This is a genomic window from Lactobacillus porci (genome assembly GCF_009695985.1).
Classification (GTDB): Bacteria; Bacillota; Bacilli; order Lactobacillales; family Lactobacillaceae; genus Lactobacillus; species Lactobacillus absianus.
The window spans coordinates 12,449-28,098 of record NZ_VUMX01000001.1; the positions used below are offsets into that span (position 1 = coordinate 12,449).

At 54.3% G+C, this 15,650-nt stretch carries 15 protein-coding genes and 1 pseudogene; 11 read left to right on the forward strand and 5 right to left on the reverse strand.

Translation table 11 applies throughout. The features are described 5' to 3' along the window. Positions 1 to 74: 74 nt before the first annotated feature. Positions 75 to 1,485, reverse strand: a pseudogene (locus FYJ62_RS00075) (amino acid permease). 89 nt (positions 1,486 to 1,574) lie between these two features. Here FYJ62_RS00075 and mmuM point away from each other — a divergent pair. Continuing rightward, entirely contained in the window at positions 1,575 to 2,510 is a 936-nt protein-coding gene (gene mmuM / locus FYJ62_RS00080; protein ID WP_154546760.1) for a homocysteine S-methyltransferase, read from the forward strand. Between the two features lie 54 nt (positions 2,511 to 2,564). On the opposite strand, the gene FYJ62_RS00085 is transcribed toward mmuM, so the two are convergent. After that, a complete protein-coding gene (locus FYJ62_RS00085; protein WP_154546761.1) occupies positions 2,565 to 3,146 on the reverse strand; it encodes a TetR/AcrR family transcriptional regulator in 582 nt (193 codons plus the stop codon). A gap of 535 nt (positions 3,147 to 3,681) precedes the next feature. Here FYJ62_RS00085 and FYJ62_RS00090 point away from each other — a divergent pair. From FYJ62_RS00090 to FYJ62_RS00135, 10 genes are all read left to right on the forward strand, one after another. After that, entirely contained in the window at positions 3,682 to 4,140 is a 459-nt protein-coding gene (locus FYJ62_RS00090) for a YbaK/EbsC family protein (protein ID WP_154546762.1), read from the forward strand. A 274-nt stretch (positions 4,141 to 4,414) separates the two neighbouring features. Continuing rightward, positions 4,415 to 4,678: a chorismate mutase gene (locus FYJ62_RS00095; RefSeq protein ID WP_154546763.1), complete on the forward strand. Its 264-nt coding sequence runs from the start codon at positions 4,415 to 4,417 to the stop codon at positions 4,676 to 4,678. A gap of 145 nt (positions 4,679 to 4,823) precedes the next feature. Next, on the forward strand, positions 4,824 to 5,300 hold the full coding sequence (locus tag FYJ62_RS00100) for a MarR family winged helix-turn-helix transcriptional regulator (RefSeq protein WP_154546764.1): 477 nt from the start codon (positions 4,824 to 4,826) through the stop codon (positions 5,298 to 5,300). 56 nt (positions 5,301 to 5,356) lie between these two features. Continuing rightward, positions 5,357 to 6,373 (forward strand): asparaginase, encoded by a 1,017-nt coding sequence (locus FYJ62_RS00105; protein WP_154546765.1) that lies wholly within the window; start codon positions 5,357 to 5,359, stop codon positions 6,371 to 6,373. Between the two features lie 330 nt (positions 6,374 to 6,703). Continuing rightward, complete coding sequence (locus FYJ62_RS00110; protein WP_154546766.1) at positions 6,704 to 7,573, forward strand: hypothetical protein; 870 nt, start codon at positions 6,704 to 6,706, stop codon at positions 7,571 to 7,573. Between the two features lie 117 nt (positions 7,574 to 7,690). Continuing rightward, positions 7,691 to 8,524 (forward strand): Cof-type HAD-IIB family hydrolase, encoded by an 834-nt coding sequence (locus FYJ62_RS00115; protein ID WP_154546767.1) that lies wholly within the window; start codon positions 7,691 to 7,693, stop codon positions 8,522 to 8,524. A gap of 9 nt (positions 8,525 to 8,533) precedes the next feature. After that, positions 8,534 to 9,202 carry a response regulator transcription factor gene (locus FYJ62_RS00120; RefSeq protein WP_154546768.1) on the forward strand — a complete coding sequence of 223 codons (669 nt, stop codon included), beginning with the start codon at positions 8,534 to 8,536 and terminating at the stop codon, positions 9,200 to 9,202. A 9-nt stretch (positions 9,203 to 9,211) separates the two neighbouring features. Next, on the forward strand, positions 9,212 to 10,183 hold the full coding sequence (locus FYJ62_RS00125) for a sensor histidine kinase (RefSeq protein ID WP_154546769.1): 972 nt from the start codon (positions 9,212 to 9,214) through the stop codon (positions 10,181 to 10,183). Positions 10,184 to 10,393: 210 nt separating this feature from the next. Continuing rightward, positions 10,394 to 11,158 carry an ABC transporter ATP-binding protein gene (locus tag FYJ62_RS00130; protein WP_154546770.1) on the forward strand — a complete coding sequence of 255 codons (765 nt, stop codon included), beginning with the start codon at positions 10,394 to 10,396 and terminating at the stop codon, positions 11,156 to 11,158. Then, a complete protein-coding gene (locus tag FYJ62_RS00135) occupies positions 11,148 to 13,067 on the forward strand; it encodes an FtsX-like permease family protein (protein ID WP_195837356.1) in 1,920 nt (639 codons plus the stop codon). Before FYJ62_RS00130 ends, FYJ62_RS00135 begins: the two co-directional genes overlap by 11 nt. Before the next feature lie 56 nt (positions 13,068 to 13,123). Here FYJ62_RS00135 and FYJ62_RS00140 read toward each other — a convergent pair whose 3' ends face one another. The 3 genes from FYJ62_RS00140 to FYJ62_RS00150 all read right to left on the reverse strand — a co-directional run bounded on the left by FYJ62_RS00140 (position 13,124) and on the right by FYJ62_RS00150 (position 15,617). Then, entirely contained in the window at positions 13,124 to 13,387 is a 264-nt protein-coding gene (locus FYJ62_RS00140; protein ID WP_154546772.1) for a DUF1294 domain-containing protein, read from the reverse strand. Positions 13,388 to 13,471: 84 nt separating this feature from the next. Then, on the reverse strand, positions 13,472 to 14,908 hold the full coding sequence (locus FYJ62_RS00145; protein ID WP_154546773.1) for a nicotinate phosphoribosyltransferase: 1,437 nt from the start codon (positions 14,906 to 14,908) through the stop codon (positions 13,472 to 13,474). A gap of 154 nt (positions 14,909 to 15,062) precedes the next feature. Then, positions 15,063 to 15,617 carry a cysteine hydrolase family protein gene (locus tag FYJ62_RS00150; RefSeq protein WP_154546774.1) on the reverse strand — a complete coding sequence of 185 codons (555 nt, stop codon included), beginning with the start codon at positions 15,615 to 15,617 and terminating at the stop codon, positions 15,063 to 15,065. Positions 15,618 to 15,650: the final 33 nt, after the last annotated feature.

Here is a 15,650-nt window from a genome sequence, read left to right on the forward strand (position 1 = left end):
GATTGGATTAGCGTGATTTGATTCGATTTCCAAAAGACAAAAAAGCCAGAGCCCACGCGGGTTCTGGCTGTTTGCTAATCATTGATGCTAGTGTGCTGCTTGTGCTTGGCGTAGAGGTAGTAGGCCAGGTAGCAGAGAATGACGAAGGGGATGGTCGCGTAGAGGGCCACCCGCTGGTTGGGGTCAAACCAGATCAGGAGGCAGGAAGCCAGGCTGGCCAGGAAGGCGAACCAAGGGGTGAAGGGGTAGCCCGGGGTCTTGAACTGCAGCTCGCTGACCTGGTGGCCATCCTTGAGCCACTTTTTGCGGAAGCTCAACTCGCAAAGGGCGATGGCCATCCAGACGAAGACGACCGCCAAGCCGGAGATGGAAACCAGGACCAGGTAGATCGTGTCCGCGGCGTAGATGCTGGTCAGCAGGGACAGAATCCCGCCAAGCATGCTCACGACCAGGGAGATGGCGGGGATGCCCCGCTTGTTGGTCTTGGCGAAGACGACCGGAATCGTTCCTTCATTGCCTAAAGACCACAGCATTCGCGTGGAGGCGTAGAGGCCGGAGTTGCCGGCGGAAATGATGGCCGTGAGCACGACGAAGTTCATCAGGTCGCTGGCAAAAGGAATCCCCATCATCTTGAAGATGTGGACGAAGGGACTTTCGCTGACGCCAGCCTGCTTGTAAGGGATCAGGCAGGCCATCACGAAGATGGAGCCGATGAAGAAGATGATCAAGCGCCACAGGGTGGTGTGGATGGCCTTAGGCAGGGTCTTTTCCGGATCCTTGGCCTCCCCGGCGGTGATCCCGATCAATTCCGTTCCTGAAAAGGCAAAGTTGACCGTCAGCATGGTCGTAAAGACGCCCTTAAAGCCGGTCGGAAACCATCCGTCCTTGGTCAGATTGGTCAAAAGCGGGGCATGAGCGTAGCCTTTGATCGGGATGAGGCCAACGACTGCCAGCCCGCCCAAAACAATAAAGGCAACGATGGCAAAGACCTTGACGGCCGCGAACCAGAACTCGCTTTCCGCGAAGACGCGGACGGAGAAGTAGTTGGACAGGAAGATCAGGATCATGAAGACCAGGCTCCAGACCCAGACCGGGATGCTGGGAAACCAGTGGCGCATGATGATCCCTGAGGCCGTGAACTCGCTGCCCAAGGCAATGGGTCCAGGTCAGCCAATAGAGAATGGCAACGACGAAGCCCGTTGCCGGGTTGAGCAGGTTTTTGGCATAGACGTGAAAAGAGCCGGTGTAAGGCATGGCCACGGACAATTCGCCTAGGCAGAGCATGACGGCGTAAACCAATACCGCTCCGACGAAGTAGGCCAGGATGGTCCCAATTGGCCCGGCCTGGCTGATGGTATAGCCAGAACTAAGGAAGAGTCCCGTCCCAATGACCCCGCCCAGGGAGATCATTTGGATATGCCGGGCCTCCATTTTTCGTTCCAGGTGCTCGACTTTTCCTTTGTTTATTTCTTTTTCTTGAGTCATGAAGCATTCCTCTTTTATTTACGCTAAATTCTATTTAAAATAATAACTATAATAGCATAATAAACAGGTGAGTAGGGAGGGGATTCCTAATGACGGATTTATTATCGTTGCTAAAAGAACCACTCGTGCTGGACGGATCCATGTCAACCCCTTTGGAAGCTTGGGGTGAGCAGACCAATACCGACTTATGGACGGCTGAGGCTTTGCTTGACCATCCTGAGCGGGTCTACAAGGTCCACTACGAGTATTTTAAGGCCGGAGCCCGGATGACGATCACGGATACCTACCAGACCAGCATCCCAGCTTTTGAGAAGCATGGCTTAAGCGCCAGCGAGGCCCGGGGCTTGATGGAAAAGGCCGCGGAGATCGCGCTTAAGGCCCGTGACGACTACGAGGAGCGGACTGGCATCCACAACTTCGTGGCTGGGTCCGTAGGCCCTTACGGGGCCTACCTGGCCGATGGGAGCGAGTACCGGGGCGACTACCTGCTAAGCCGCGACCAGTACGTGGACTTTCACGCGCCGCGGATTGAGGAGCTGGTCAAGAGCGGGGTCGACTGCCTGGCCATTGAGACCCAGCCGAGGCTGGACGAGGTGCAGGCCATTCTGGCCTACCTCAAGGACCAGTACCCGGAGATTCCGGTCTACGTCAGCTTCTCGTTAAAGGACCCGGAAACCATCAGTGAAGGGACGCCTTTGACCGCGGCCATCCAGGCCGTGCAGGATGACCCGCAGGTCTTCGCGGCCGGCATCAACTGCTTTAAGCTGGAATGGGGCTCAGCCGCCGTCAAGACGGTCAAGTCCGTGGCCAAGAAACCGGTCGTGATCTATCCGAATTCTGGCGCTGAATACGATCCAGAGGTCAAGGCGTGGAAGTATCCGGCTGAAGACACCAGCTTTGGGGCCGCGGCTAAGGACTGGCTGGATGCCGGGGCCATGATCGTTGGGGGATGCTGCACGACAATGCCAAGCGATATCGCCAAGGTCAACGCCGCCGTCAAGAAGCTGGAAATGGAATTGGAATAAGAGCATTTTTACGAGAAAAATAAGCACCGAACTAGTCGTATCATAGTTCGGTGCTTATTTTGGCTGCTCATTTCCCACTAGCGCGGAAAGCCGCTTTTCCTTCCAGTGGTTGAGCAACTTGTCGATCCGGTCGGGGTGGTCAAAGATGTCGTAGTTTTCAAAAAGGCCCATGATGCCGCCGCTGTAGAAGGCGAGAGCCATTTCAGGATCATCGGCGATCTTGATCTGGTGCAGGAGAGGGTCCTGGTCGGTCGTGCCTGCCGCTTCCGTCATGTGCAGGGATTCAGCGAGCAGGTCCTGGATCAGGTGCATGGTGTCCGGGTAGAGATTGATCCGGCCCTGGTTCTGCGGGCTGAGATTGTGCAGGAGGGTCAGGTTCTCATGCATGAAGGCCTTGATCTGCTCAATGGCGTCCGTGGACGTCTTCGTGTCCGCCAGCAGCTGGCGGATCAAGGTCATGAAAAGCTCATCCACGACTTCATATTTGTCGCGAAAGTAGCGGTAGAAAGAGCTGCGGTGAATCATGGCCTCCTTGCAGATGTCGGCAACCGTAATCTCCTCAAACCGCTTCCTGCTCAGCATTGTCTTCATTGCCAGCAAGATATCGCGCCTCATCCTGTTTTCGCTTTGTCTCATTCCTGTCCATCTCCGAAATCAATCACTCTAATAATCCTCTGCGACAAATATAACAAAGCTTTTGGCAAAATAAAGGCTTTTGCACCTTAATCAGACAAAAACTGAAAGGTGTCTCAAAAACGGACGTTTCGCCTGCTTTACTGCTGGGACTTTTGCCTGCTTGTCTTATACTTAGGCTGAGTTGGGGAGTTGGCAAAGACATCGCGATCCCTCCCTGGCCCTTTTCTTTATTTTTGTTTGTGATTGCAACAGCATATTTTTTCATATACACTCAACACAATATCTAAAATTTCGTATGCATGATGCTTGATGAGCCACGCGACTCCTTCATTCCTTTGATCGTGACTCCCTGAGTGAAATAAGCGCCGGCCTTTGTCACCACTAGGCTGACGCTTATTTTTTTGCAGAAGGCGAAAGAAAGACAAATTTTTCAGGTCCTTCTTATTGTGAAAGACAAATAAAAGAGGTATACTACTTTCTAATTTAAAATTAATCAAGAATCTGATTTTGATTTGCAAAGAAAGAGGCATGAAATATGGCAGTAGACAAAGTAAAAGCATTTTTCGCGGGCACGGGCGTCGATGTGATCGAATTGCCTGAATCATCGGCAACGGTTGATTTGGCGGCTGAGGCTTTGTCCACTGAGCCTGACCAGATTGCCAAGACCCTGTCTTTCCTGGTCAATGATGAGCCGGTTTTAATCGTTATGGCTGGCGAAGCCCGGATCGACAACCACAAGTACAAGGGCGTCTTCCACAAGAAGGCCAAGATGATTCCCTTTGACCAGGTTGAGGACTATGTCGGCCACGCACCGGGCGGGGTCTGCCCCTTCGCGGTCAAAGACGGGGTCCAAGTCTACCTGGATGAGTCGCTTAAGCGCCATGAGGAAGTCTTCCCGGCAGCTGGCTCGTCAAATTCAGCGGTAAAATTATCAATTCCTGACCTGGAAAAGTACTCGGGCTATGAAGCCTGGATCGACGTGACCAAGAACTAGGCCGGCAAACAAAAAACGCGAGCCTTGGACGTGGCTCGCGTTCTCTGTGATGTGAAAAATTACACTGATAACAATAGTTTACCAAAAGATAAGCCGAGCGCTTGGTGGGACGCTCAACCCAATCGTAATTTTCTCATTTATATGATAATACTTTCATTTCCTTTCGTAAAGCGGCCTAGCTCAACTTTTTTGCAAAGTCTGTGTAAAGCTCTGGTGTGATAAGCTGAACTTACAGATAAAATTCTTCGATAGAAAAGAAAGGAAAAAAGTGAAAATGAAAACCAGAGAATTAGCCGCCTTGCGTGGGCAGATCGATGAGGCCGACCGGGAGCTGGTAGCGGCTCTGGTCAAGCGCTACGACATTGTCCGCCAGGTCGGCACGATCAAGCAGGCCCAGGGGATCGCCGTTTATGACCCCAAGCGCGAGGGGCAGGTCTTGGACAAGGTGGCCAGGCTGGCGGGACGGCCGGAATACGCGGCCGCGGTCAAGGCCGTCTATCAGACCATCATGGATGAGGCTAAGAAACTTGAAAAATAGGATTAAAGGAATGAGCTGGCTGGCTCAGTCCTTTTTGCTTTTGCGGAAAAAGTGTTAGAATTATAGAACGACAATGAAAGCACGCTATTGTTTTCAGCTGCTGGGCTGAAAACGCGGATAATTTAACAAGGGGATAGATTGAAGAATGGATAGAGATTTCGGCCTGCTCTTGAAGAGAAACTACGACTTAATGGCCAAGCATGGCAACCGCGCCTTGCAGAAAATGGGCCTGACCTTCTCGCAATTTCACGTGTTGGCTTACCTGTATAAGAAATGTCCAGACAAGCGGGCACCGTTAAAGAAGCTGGAAACCCATTTTGAAGTGGCCCAGGCAACGATGGCCGGCATCGTCGCCCGGTTGGATGGCAAGGGCTACGTGATCAGCCGCGTCTGTGAAATGGACAAGCGGGTCAAGATTATCCAGCTGACGCCAGAAGGCGAGGAAAAGTGTCAAGAGGCCTTGGCGTCAGTGCACCAGTTCCACGATAAAATCGAAAGCCTCTACAGCGAGCAGGAGCTGGCTCAGTACAAGGAGTACATGGAGCGCCTTTATCAGTTCCTGGTCCAGGCTGATGAACAGGAACAGAAGAAGCGGCTTGCAAATAGAAAAACGAGCGGTTAAAGTGGAGATGTGCAAGTATTTTTTCGCAAACATGCAAGTTATTAAGCGGGGACACCATGACTAACACCAAGAAAAAGATTCTGCTCTTGTCAACAGGAGGTACCATTGCCTCAGTAGCTTCAGAAGAGGGCTTAGTGCCCGGACAATCCGGTGCTGAGCTCCTCCATACTTTGGGCGGGCAGCCTTATGAAATTACGGCCAAGGACATCCTTTCCCTGGACTCATCCAATATCCAGCCAGAAGAATGGGCCTACATCGCCGAACAAATTTACCAGCTCCGCCGGGGCTATGATGGCATCGTCGTCTCCCACGGGACGGATACCATGGCCTACACGGCCTCAATGCTCACCTTTATGCTTCAGGGGATTGACCTGCCAGTCGTTCTTACTGGGAGCCAGGTGCCTATGCAGGCTATCTTGAGCGATGCCCCGGACAACCTCCGCGTGGCCTTCGCTGCCGCGGCGACCTGCAAGCCGGGGATCTACATTGCCTTCAACCGGCAGATCATGCGGGGATGCCGCTGCGTGAAGATCAGAACCACCGGTTTTGACGCCTTCAAGTCCATCAACATGGATCCAGTCGCTCAGGTAACTTCCGACGGGATCGACATCAAGCACTCAGCGAATGAGTACGTGCCAAGCGAGCACGCCATCTGCACCCTGAACACCAAGGTCAACCCCCACGTGGCGATGGTCAAGCTTTTCCCAGGCTTTGATCCGGCCATGCTCAAAGCCATGGTTGACGCCGGATGCAAGGGGATCGTCGTCGAAGCTTATGGCTTGGGCGGGATGAACTATATGCGCCGGAACATGGTCAAGGCCGTGGGCGAGATCATCAAGCAGGGAATCCCGGTTATCGCCTGCAGCCAGTGCTTGTACGAGCGGACTGACCTGACCAAGTACGAGGTCGGCCGGGCTGCTTTGCTTGAAGGGGCCATCAGCGGCCGCGACATGACTAGTGAAAGTGCCGTTACCAAGTTGATGTGGGCCTTGGGCCAGGAGATGGATCTGGAAGAGATCCGGGCCTTTTTCAACAAGGATATCGCCGGTGAAGTCACGATTGCCAGACCATAAAAGTTGTCCAGCGGGTCAATGTCATTGAATTAAGGCATTGCCTTTAAGCGGAGGACGGCCTAAACACTCATCTAGCTTAGCAGCGTCAAACCACTAACTGATTGACAGTGCTCAGTTAGGTGGGTGTTTTTTCGCGTATTTTTAAAAAACGCGTCAGCCGGCTAAGGCCTAAATTTGCAGTCTCGAGCAAGAAGACCAGCTAAAGCTTTTTACCAAAAATTAGCTAAGTCTTAAGGGGCTCTTTCTTTATGAAAGCCTTATCCAAGTTTATAATTAAAGGTGAATAAGCAAAAAAGCAGGGATAAGTATTCAATGGAAAGAGTGTAGACAATGAGACATAGAAAACAAGTCCTTGGCCTGCTCCTCGCGTCCGCGGCCTTGCTCGCGGGTTGCGGGAGCCAGGGCCAAGAGCAAAGCCAGGAAAAGTCCAGTCAGGCTTCCAGCCAGTCTCAAAAGGAAAAATCCACCTCAAGCCGCGCCAGTTCTAAGTCCACGGCTAGTTCATCAACCAGCGCGGCTAGTTCCGCCGCCAGCTCAGGCAAATCCACCTCAAGCCGCGCCAGCTCTAAGTCCGCACCTAGTTCAACCGCTAGCCGCATGAGCAGCTTGACGGCCCAGCTGCGAACCCAGCTGCCGGGGATGCTTTTGCCAACGGTTGACGGCCTGGGCCAGGGCAGCGAAAATTTGAACGCGCGCTGGACGAGCTCTGCCAGTCAGAACGTCGTCTACTACAGCGTCGGCAATAGTCCGTTGCCGTTGAACGCCAGCCAGGTGGCCAAGGAAAAGCCATACGCCGTCTTGACGGAAAACAAGAACGTGACTGACGCCAGCAGCCTGATCAACTACCAGGAGCCCAAGAGCGGCCTGCCAACGGTCAAACTTGACGGCCAAGTGACCGGGACTGAGGAAGGAGCGGCCGGATCGACCTACTTGCAGTTCAATCAGGGCCAGTGGTCCTTCGTCGTGCGGGCCAGCCAGGTGCAAGGGCAAGAGGCGCTTCCAACGGCCAAGGCCCTGCTCAAGCTTTACCGGCAGTATGGTCTGCCGGCCAGCGGCGGCAATGCCAGCGTCCAGGTCGACGTCGGCGAGAGCCTGGGCTCGTTAAACACCGTGATCACTTGGTCTAAGGGATCCAGCGTGTACCAGATGAAGGCTCATAGCACGGAAACGGCCTTCAAGATGCTTAAGAGCCTGCAATAGCCAGCTAAAGAATCTTCGCCAAGCGGAGATTCTTTTTTCTTGTGGCAGTCAATTGTATAGTTAAATAAGGAAAAACGAAAGCAGCCAGAACAAGCAGCTTAGAAAGGAGCAGGCAAGATGTATAGATTGATCGCGAGCGACTTGGACGAGACCCTGCTGGGTCCTGACCACCATATCAGCCAGGAGAACCTGGCTGCCATCCGCAAGTGCCAGGAATTTGGCATCAAGTTCGTCCCTGCCACGGGCCGCGGCTTTGGCTCGATTCAGCAGACGCTTGAGGAATTGGGGATCAAAGACGCGCCTGGCCAGTACGCCATCACTTACAACGGCGGGGCCATCTATGAAAATCAGGGGCCGCGCCTGATCAGCCTTACCGGGATGGACTACGGGCTGATCGAAGAGCTCTATGAGCGCGGGCAGAAGTATGGCGTCTGCATGCACATTTACAGTGAGGACAAGGTTTTTGCCTATAATTTGACTGATGAAGAACGGGAATTCTGCCGGGGGCGGCTGGACTTGATCGAAATCACGGACCCGACCTTGGACCGCCTGCGCGAAAGCGGCGAGAAATTCGTGAAGATTCTGTATGAAAATCCCGATTTTGCCAAGATCAAGCAGATCAGAAGCAAAATGGGCGACATGGAGGAACGGACGGAGATGAGCTGCTCTTCCAGCCGCTACCTGGAGTTCAACCCCGTTGGCGTCAATAAAGGCAATGGCTTAAAGCGCCTGTGCGCTGAAATCGGCCTGGACTTGCGGGAAACAATGGCCTTAGGCGACAGCTTCAACGATGATGCCATGATCAAGGCGGCCGGCCTGGGCGTTGGCATGGCCAACACCACGCCTGAGATGCGGGCGGATTGCGATGCAATTACCAAGCATGACTACCTGCACGGCGGGGTAGCCGAGGCCATTGAACGCTTCGTTTTGCCACAATATCAAGGCAAGTAAGGAGGAAGCATGGAAAGAATCATGTTGGTCGAAGATGACCAGCAAATTATTGCCAATATCAGCCAGACTTTGCGCAAATGGCAGTATGAGCCAGTCGTGGTCAAGGACTGGAACCGGGTGGCAGAAGAAGTAGCCGCGAGCCAGTCGGACCTGGTCTTGTGCGACATCACCCTGCCAACTTTTGACGGCTTCTACTGGATCCAGGAGGTCAGAAAGAAGAGTGCCGTGCCGATTATCGTGATTTCGGCCGCGGACATTGACGCCAACGTGATGCATGCCGTTTCCGCCGGGGCTGACGACTATATAATGAAACCTTTCTCCGGGGCGGTTCTGCTGGCCAAGATTCAGGCGATCCTGCGGCGCAACAAGCCTCAGGTGGGCAGGCAGCTGGCTTTTGCCGGGGCCAGCTTCAACAGCCTGACCAACGAACTGGTCAAGGACGGGCAGGCCGTGCAGCTGACGCCAACGGAAGGGGCCATGCTGCAGATCCTGCTCAGGCAAAAGGGTCAGGCCGTTTCCAAGCGGGAGATCCTGGAGCTGCTTTGGCAGGGCGGCAAGTACTTGAACGAAAACACCTTGAACGTCAACGTCTCGCGCCTGCGGGGCAAGCTCCACCAGCTGGACCTGGACAAGCAGCTGCTGACGGAGCGGGGCGTGGGCTACCGGATCGTGGACTAGGGGGATGCAATGAAGAAGACTTTTTGCCGCCAGTACCTGAAAAAAGCGTTGCCCCTGCTCTTGCTGTACGCGCTTGTTTTGGCCTTCGCGGCCTTGGTCCTGAACCTCTATGGCTGCCGCTTGGAGGCTTGGGGCGACTTGATCCGCTATACGCTGCCCTTTTTGCTGGCCTGGCTGGTTGGCGACTTCCTGCATGAAAGGCAGAAGACGGCAGAGATTCGCCGCTGGGACGGGCAAAGGGCCTTGAAGGCGGCCAGCCCCAGCGAACTGGCCCTGATCAAGCGGGCCCAATTGCTTGCGGCTGACAAGCAGAAAAGCGAGCAGGCCTGGAACCTAAAGGCCCAGGAAGAAGTTGAGCAGATGGAGCTGCTGGCCCATGAGATCAAGAACTCCCTGACTGAGATCAGCGGCCTGGCCAGCCAGGGCAGCCAGGTGCAAAGCCGGGACCTGGAGCAGCCGCTCAGGCAGGCGGACTACCAGCTCGACCTGCTCTTGGGCGGTCAGCGCCTGGCCGCGGACCAGAACGACTTTGACTTTGCCTGGTGCAAGCTGACCAGCCTGGTCAGCGAGCTGCTGGCCCAGAACATGGCCGTCTTTTTGGAAAAAGGGGTCATCCCCGAAGTAGACCTGGCTGAAGTCCAGGTGTTGACAGACCGTAAGTGGCTGCGCTTCATCGTGCAGCAGCTCTTGAGCAATGCCTTGAAGTATTCAACCGGCGATCAGATCAGGATCTACTTTAAGGACCAGGCCCTGACGATTTATGATGAAGGCCCGCGGATCGCGGCCAGCGACCAGCCGCGCCTGTTTGAGAAGGGCTTTACCGGTCAAAATGGCCACCACAACGCCCAGTCGACGGGGATGGGCCTGTATTTCGTCAAAGAAGCGGCCGACAAGCTGGGCTTGGGCGTCGCCGTCACCTCGGAAGCCAAGGGCGTCGCGGCCCAGGTAATCTTTCCAGTCGACCAGGTCAAGGGCGCCTGACGCCAAGCAAGCCTGGAGATTTGAAGCAAATTAACGATAAAGGCCACATTATCCACGTATTTGAGATAATGTGGCCTTTTTCTGGCAGGAATTTTAAATTGCCACCTTACGAAAACGTAAGCTAGTTGCCACTTTCGTAAGTAGGAAAAGGAGCGGGGGCTTTCTATAATAGAAGCATCAAGCAAAGGGACGATGAAAGGAGCCAAAGAGATGCCACTCTTAAAACTGAATCATGTCAAAAAAGTCTACAATGAAAAAGCCGCCAATGCCGTGACGGCCCTGAAGGACATAAACTTCACCGTGGAAAAAGGGGAGTACGTGGCCATCATGGGGGAATCCGGTGCTGGCAAAAGCACCCTGCTCAACATCATGGCCACCCTGGACAAGGCTACGGGCGGGCAGGCCATTTTAGGCGGGCAGGACTTAGGCACGCTCAAGCCGGATGAGGCGGCGCGCTTTCGCCGGGAGCACCTGGGCTTTGTCTTCCAGGACTTCAACCTCTTGGACAGTCTGTCCAACAAGGACAATATCTTCTTGCCGCTGGTTCTGGCCAAGACGCCGGTCGATGAAATGGAGCAGCGGCTGCAGGAGCTGGCGCCTAAGCTGGGCATCAGCCAGATCTTGGACCGCTATCCGGTTGAGGCTTCTGGCGGCCAGCAGCAGCGGGTTGCCGTGGCCAGAGCCTTGATCGCGCGCCCAGACCTCCTGCTGGCCGATGAGCCTACCGGGGCGCTGGATTCAGCGACTTCCAAGCAGCTGCTGCACCTGTTTGACGAGGTCAACGGGAAGGGGCAGACGATCATCATGGTGACCCACTCAACTGCCGCGGCCAGCTATGCCAAGCGGACCCTCTTCATCAAGGACGGGCGGATCTACCATGAAATCTTCCGGGGCGACTTGGACCAGCGGACTTACCAGGAGCAGATCAATAATGCCATGGTAGCTTTGACGGGCGGTGATGCAGATGCTCAATAAGCTAGTCATCTCCAGCCTCAAGCGCAACCGCCAGGTCTACCTGCCATACCTCTTGTCAGTCCTGGTTTTGGGCGCTTTGAACTATATTTTTTACGCCCTGATGGCCAATAGCAGCCTGCAGGACTTGGAATCCGGCTTCGCGACCAACGTGCTGCTGCAGCTGGGATCTTGGATCGTCATTATCTTGACCGCGGCCTTCATGATTTATGCCAATAACTTCATTGCCCGCCGCCGCGAGCAGGAGATGGGCCTTTACAGCATGTTGGGGATGACCTCTAAGAACTTGATCGCCATGATTGGCCTGGAGAAGCTCTACCTTCTGCTGGCTGGCCTGGCCGGGAGCGTCGTGGTCGGGCAGATTTTTGAAAAAATCGCCTTTCAGAGCTATGCCAAGCTGCTCAAGCTGACCAAAGTCAAGGAAGGCTGGCTGTCCTTGGCGGCGATTGGCAAAACGGCCAGCCTCCTGGCAGCCTTGTTTGCCTGCCTGTTCATCTTGGATGCCATTAAGGTCAAAAGCATGACGCCGCGGCAATTGTGGAATTCCGGCAAAAAAGCGGCCAAGGTGGGCAAGAAGACTCCCTACCTGGGCGGAGCAATTGGCGTGATCCTGGTAGGGTGGGGCTACTGGCTGGCAGTGACCACCAAGCCAACGGCCAGCGCGCTGATGCGCTTCTTTGGCGCGGCCTTTTTGGTAATTGCCGGGACCTACTTCGTCTTCATCGCCGCCAGCGTGGTCCTGCTCAAGTTTCTGCAGACCCGCAAGCGCTACTACTACCAGCCCAAGCACTTCATTGCCGTTTCCGGCCTGCTTCAGAGAATGCGGGCCAACGGTGCCAGCTTGGCTTCAGTCTGCCTGATGGTTTCCGCCGTGATGGTGGTGCTGTTTGGCTCTATCTCCGTCTACAGCGGGAAAGAGGAAGCCTTAAAGTCTTGGAACCCTAAAGACGTGGTTATCCAAACGGAAAAGCCGCTGCTTAAGCGGACCCGGGCTTATATCAAAAAGACGTCAGTCAAGGCCGGCGCCAAGCGGGGGCCAGTGACGGAGTTTAAGATGGCGGACCCGGTTTTCGCTGAGCGGACTGGGAACCAGCTGAAAGTCAGCAGGACTTTTTCGAGTACGGCCAATACCAGCCTGATGCTGCTGGATCAAGCCAACTACCAGAAGCTGACGGGGCAGAAAATCAGTCTTAAGGGCAACCAGGCCTTGGTTCATGCCCGTCAGAGCCGGATGGGGACTAGTTTGACCATTTACGGGAAAGAGTACCAGATCAAGCAGCTGGACCAGTTCAAGTGGGCCTACAATCCAGATCACGCAGTCCTGGAGCCAGTCTGGGTGATCGTCAAGACTCTGCCCAAGCAAGCCAAGCCGGTCTATGTCTATGCTTATAATTACCGGATCGCCGGCTCCAGCTTGAAGCAGCGCCTGAACTACGAGGAAAAGCTGGCATACAATCTCTCAAACGTCAACGCCTCCCCCGTCAACTTTACTGGCGCGGCCATGAATGAGGCCATGTATACCGGCTTGGTGGGCGGGGTGATCATGATTGGCCTGATGATCAGCGTGGCCCTGATCCTGACGACCGCGGTCGTGATCTACTTCAAGCAGGTTTCTGAAGCCTATGCCGACCGGTCCAGATTCGTGACTATGCAGCAGGTGGGGCTGAGCGAGCAGGAAAGCAGCCAGGCCATCCACGTGCAAGTGCTGCTGATCTTCTTCTTCCCTCTGGCTGGGGGCTTGCTGAACATGCTGATCGCGGCGCCTGCCGTCAAGAAGGTCTTGTATGAGTTCAGCATCTACAACTCCGCGATGATGCTGAAGGTTGCCTTTTGGGTGACCGTGGCCGTCTTCGCCTTCTACCTGGCCATCTACGCCATTACCACGCGCGTGTACCGCCGAATTGTTGGATAGATAAGATTGCATGAAAAAATCCTGTCGCTTGCGGCAGGATTTTTTGGTTGGCAGATTTAAAGGCCGCGGATCAGGCAATAAGCCAGCAGCCACAGGGCAATGCCGGCAAGCAGGACCAGATAGAAGCGCGGCTTGCGGATCTTGTGGCGAAAAAGCAGCATTCCTAGACCTGCCCCCACCGGCGCCAGCAGGCCGCAGGCGAGCAGGACCCGTTCGGGGATGCGCCAGGCGTGCAGCTTGGCCTTGACCTTGTCGATCCCGTAGAGGGCACAGGCGGCCAGGTTTAAGAGCAGGAGGCCGCTTTCCAAGATTTGCTTCATGTTCGTTTTCCCATCCTTCTGTCATTAAAAAAGCAGCATCTGGGAAAATCCAGGTGCTGCTTTAAAAGACGGTTTAGCGCAGGCTTACTTGCCCTTGATGTCCTTGATCATCTTGGTTTGCAGTTCAGCCAAGGCTGGAGTCAGGTAGACAGGGTAGCGGTCTGGGTTCAAAAGTCTTTGGGTTTCTTCTGGCAGTTCAGCCAGCTTTTCGTACATGTGCTTTTGAATCTTGAAAGTATCGGTTTCGATTGACTTGGCCTTTGGCCCAACGACTACTTGGGTCAAAAGGACAGCGTCGAAGTCCTTCAAGTCGGCTTCGGTTTCGGTCATCATTGGGTCCATGTTTACGCCGACGAATTCATCAGGCAGCTTCTCATCAGCCAGGGCAATAACGTCAGCGAAGGCGTTCTTGGTCCCCTTGTGGTAGAGGCGGTAGGCCTTCTTTTCACCAGGCAGGGTCACCTTTTCCTTGGAGTTGGACAGCTTGATCTTTGGCTCCCATTCGCCGCCGTCCATCTTCAAAGCGGCCAGCTTGAAGACGCCGGACAGGACTGGAGAGCTGGAGCTGGTAATCAATTGTTCGCCAACGCCGAAGCTGTCCAGTGGGGCACCTTCTTGCAGCAGAGAGTGGATGACGTTTTCGTTCAAGGCGTTGGAAGCGGTGATGGTTGCTTCTGGGAAGCCAGCGTCGTCCATCATCTTGCGGGCCTTTCTTGACAGCTTGGCAATGTCGCCGGAGTCAATTCTGATCCCGAACTTCTTGTAGCCCTTCTTCTTCAATTGCTTGAAGACCTTGATGGCGTTTGGCACGCCGGACTTGACGACGTCGTAGGTGTCGACCAGGAGCAGGGCGTTGCCAGGGTAAACGTCAGCCCATCTTTCGAAGGCTTCAAGCTCGGTTGGGAAGCTTTGAACCCAAGCGTGGGCCATGGTGCCGGCAACAGGAATGTTGAACTTGGCGGCGGACAGGCAGTTGCTGGTTGAGCCGCAGCCGCCGATAACAGCAGCCCGGGCGCCCAATACGGAAGCGTCAGGACCTTGTGCCCGGCGGGCACCGAATTCCATGACTGGCCGGCCGGCAGCTGCCAGGTTGATCCGGCGTGACTTAGTCGCGATCAGGGATTGGTGGTTGATCAGGTTCAAGACGAAGGTTTCAAGCAATTGGCATTGGATCAAAGGCCCCTTGACCGTGAGGATTGGCACGCGCGGGAAGACTGGCGTACCTTCTGGGATCGCGTAAACGACGCAGTCAAAAGTCATGGTTTCCAGGTATGAAATGAATTCATCGCTGAATTGGTGCAGACTCTTGAGATAGTCAATGTCTTCCTTGGTGTAGTGGAAACCTCTGAGTTGTTCAACGACTTGTTCCAGACCCGCGGCGATCACGAATGAGCCGTTGTCAGGAACGTTGCGGTAGAAGACGTCGAAGACGGCTTCAGTATCGTGCGGCAGGGTCTCGAAGTACCCATTGGCCATTGAAAATTCGTAAAGGTCAGTGATTAATGCGTGTGATAATGACATAGTATCTAAATCTACTTTCTCAATCTTAAAAAATCAAACTACCATTCTTAACGAATATGCCAAGAACTTAGCTATATTATATAGTTTTTGAATGAAACTTGCTTGGCTTTTTGAATGATTTCTGGCTAAATTCTGCTATTCCAGCTATTGGCGGTTAGTCGACCACTTCAGCGCCCAGGCAGGACTTGAAGTGGTTCAGGGCCCAGTTTTGGCCGGCATCGTTCAAAGCGGCCACGGCCTTTTCGTGGACGGTGATGTCATAGCCGTGGTTGTAGGCGTCCATGGCCGTGTGCAAAACGCAGATGTCGGTGCAGACGCCAGTGAGGTGGACGCGGCCGACGTGGCGCTCGCGCAAGAAGAGGTCCAGACCCGTACCGCAGAAGGCGGAGTAGCGCCCCTTGTCCAGCAAGACGACATGATCGCTGTCTTTGTGGGCTTGGTACCAGTCTTCCAAAGGGCCATAGAACTTTCTGCCCCAGGTGTTTGGCAGGTTGTGAGGCGGGAAGAGCTTGGTTTCCGGGTGATAAGGGTTGCCCTTAAAGTGCTTGTCGGTTGGCAGGATGACCCACTTGCCGGCTTCGTAGAATTCATCAGCTAATTTGACGATTTGATCAGCCAAGACCTGGGCCGGCTTGCCACAGGTCAAAGCGCCATTGTCGTCAACGAAATCGTTGGTGTAGTCAATGATCAGAAGTGCTTCGTCAGTCATTTGATAACTCCTCTTTAGATTTATCTCCTAAAT

Bases quoted from the DNA above. Each gene is read 5' to 3' on its own strand.
- mmuM (WP_154546760.1), top strand. From the start codon at position 1,575: ATGACGGATTTATTATCGTTGCTAAAAGAACCACTCGTGCTGGACGGA.
- FYJ62_RS00085 (WP_154546761.1), bottom strand. From the start codon at position 3,146: ATGAGACAAAGCGAAAACAGGATGAGGCGCGATATCTTGCTGGCAATG.
- FYJ62_RS00090 (WP_154546762.1), top strand. From the start codon at position 3,682: ATGGCAGTAGACAAAGTAAAAGCATTTTTCGCGGGCACGGGCGTCGAT.
- FYJ62_RS00095 (WP_154546763.1), top strand. From the start codon at position 4,415: ATGAAAACCAGAGAATTAGCCGCCTTGCGTGGGCAGATCGATGAGGCC.
- FYJ62_RS00100 (WP_154546764.1), top strand. From the start codon at position 4,824: ATGGATAGAGATTTCGGCCTGCTCTTGAAGAGAAACTACGACTTAATG.
- FYJ62_RS00105 (WP_154546765.1), top strand. From the start codon at position 5,357: ATGACTAACACCAAGAAAAAGATTCTGCTCTTGTCAACAGGAGGTACC.
- FYJ62_RS00110 (WP_154546766.1), top strand. From the start codon at position 6,704: ATGAGACATAGAAAACAAGTCCTTGGCCTGCTCCTCGCGTCCGCGGCC.
- FYJ62_RS00115 (WP_154546767.1), top strand. From the start codon at position 7,691: ATGTATAGATTGATCGCGAGCGACTTGGACGAGACCCTGCTGGGTCCT.
- FYJ62_RS00120 (WP_154546768.1), top strand. From the start codon at position 8,534: ATGGAAAGAATCATGTTGGTCGAAGATGACCAGCAAATTATTGCCAAT.
- FYJ62_RS00125 (WP_154546769.1), top strand. From the start codon at position 9,212: ATGAAGAAGACTTTTTGCCGCCAGTACCTGAAAAAAGCGTTGCCCCTG.
- FYJ62_RS00130 (WP_154546770.1), top strand. From the start codon at position 10,394: ATGCCACTCTTAAAACTGAATCATGTCAAAAAAGTCTACAATGAAAAA.
- FYJ62_RS00135 (WP_195837356.1), top strand. From the start codon at position 11,148: ATGCTCAATAAGCTAGTCATCTCCAGCCTCAAGCGCAACCGCCAGGTC.
- FYJ62_RS00140 (WP_154546772.1), bottom strand. From the start codon at position 13,387: ATGAAGCAAATCTTGGAAAGCGGCCTCCTGCTCTTAAACCTGGCCGCC.
- FYJ62_RS00145 (WP_154546773.1), bottom strand. From the start codon at position 14,908: ATGTCATTATCACACGCATTAATCACTGACCTTTACGAATTTTCAATG.
- FYJ62_RS00150 (WP_154546774.1), bottom strand. From the start codon at position 15,617: ATGACTGACGAAGCACTTCTGATCATTGACTACACCAACGATTTCGTT.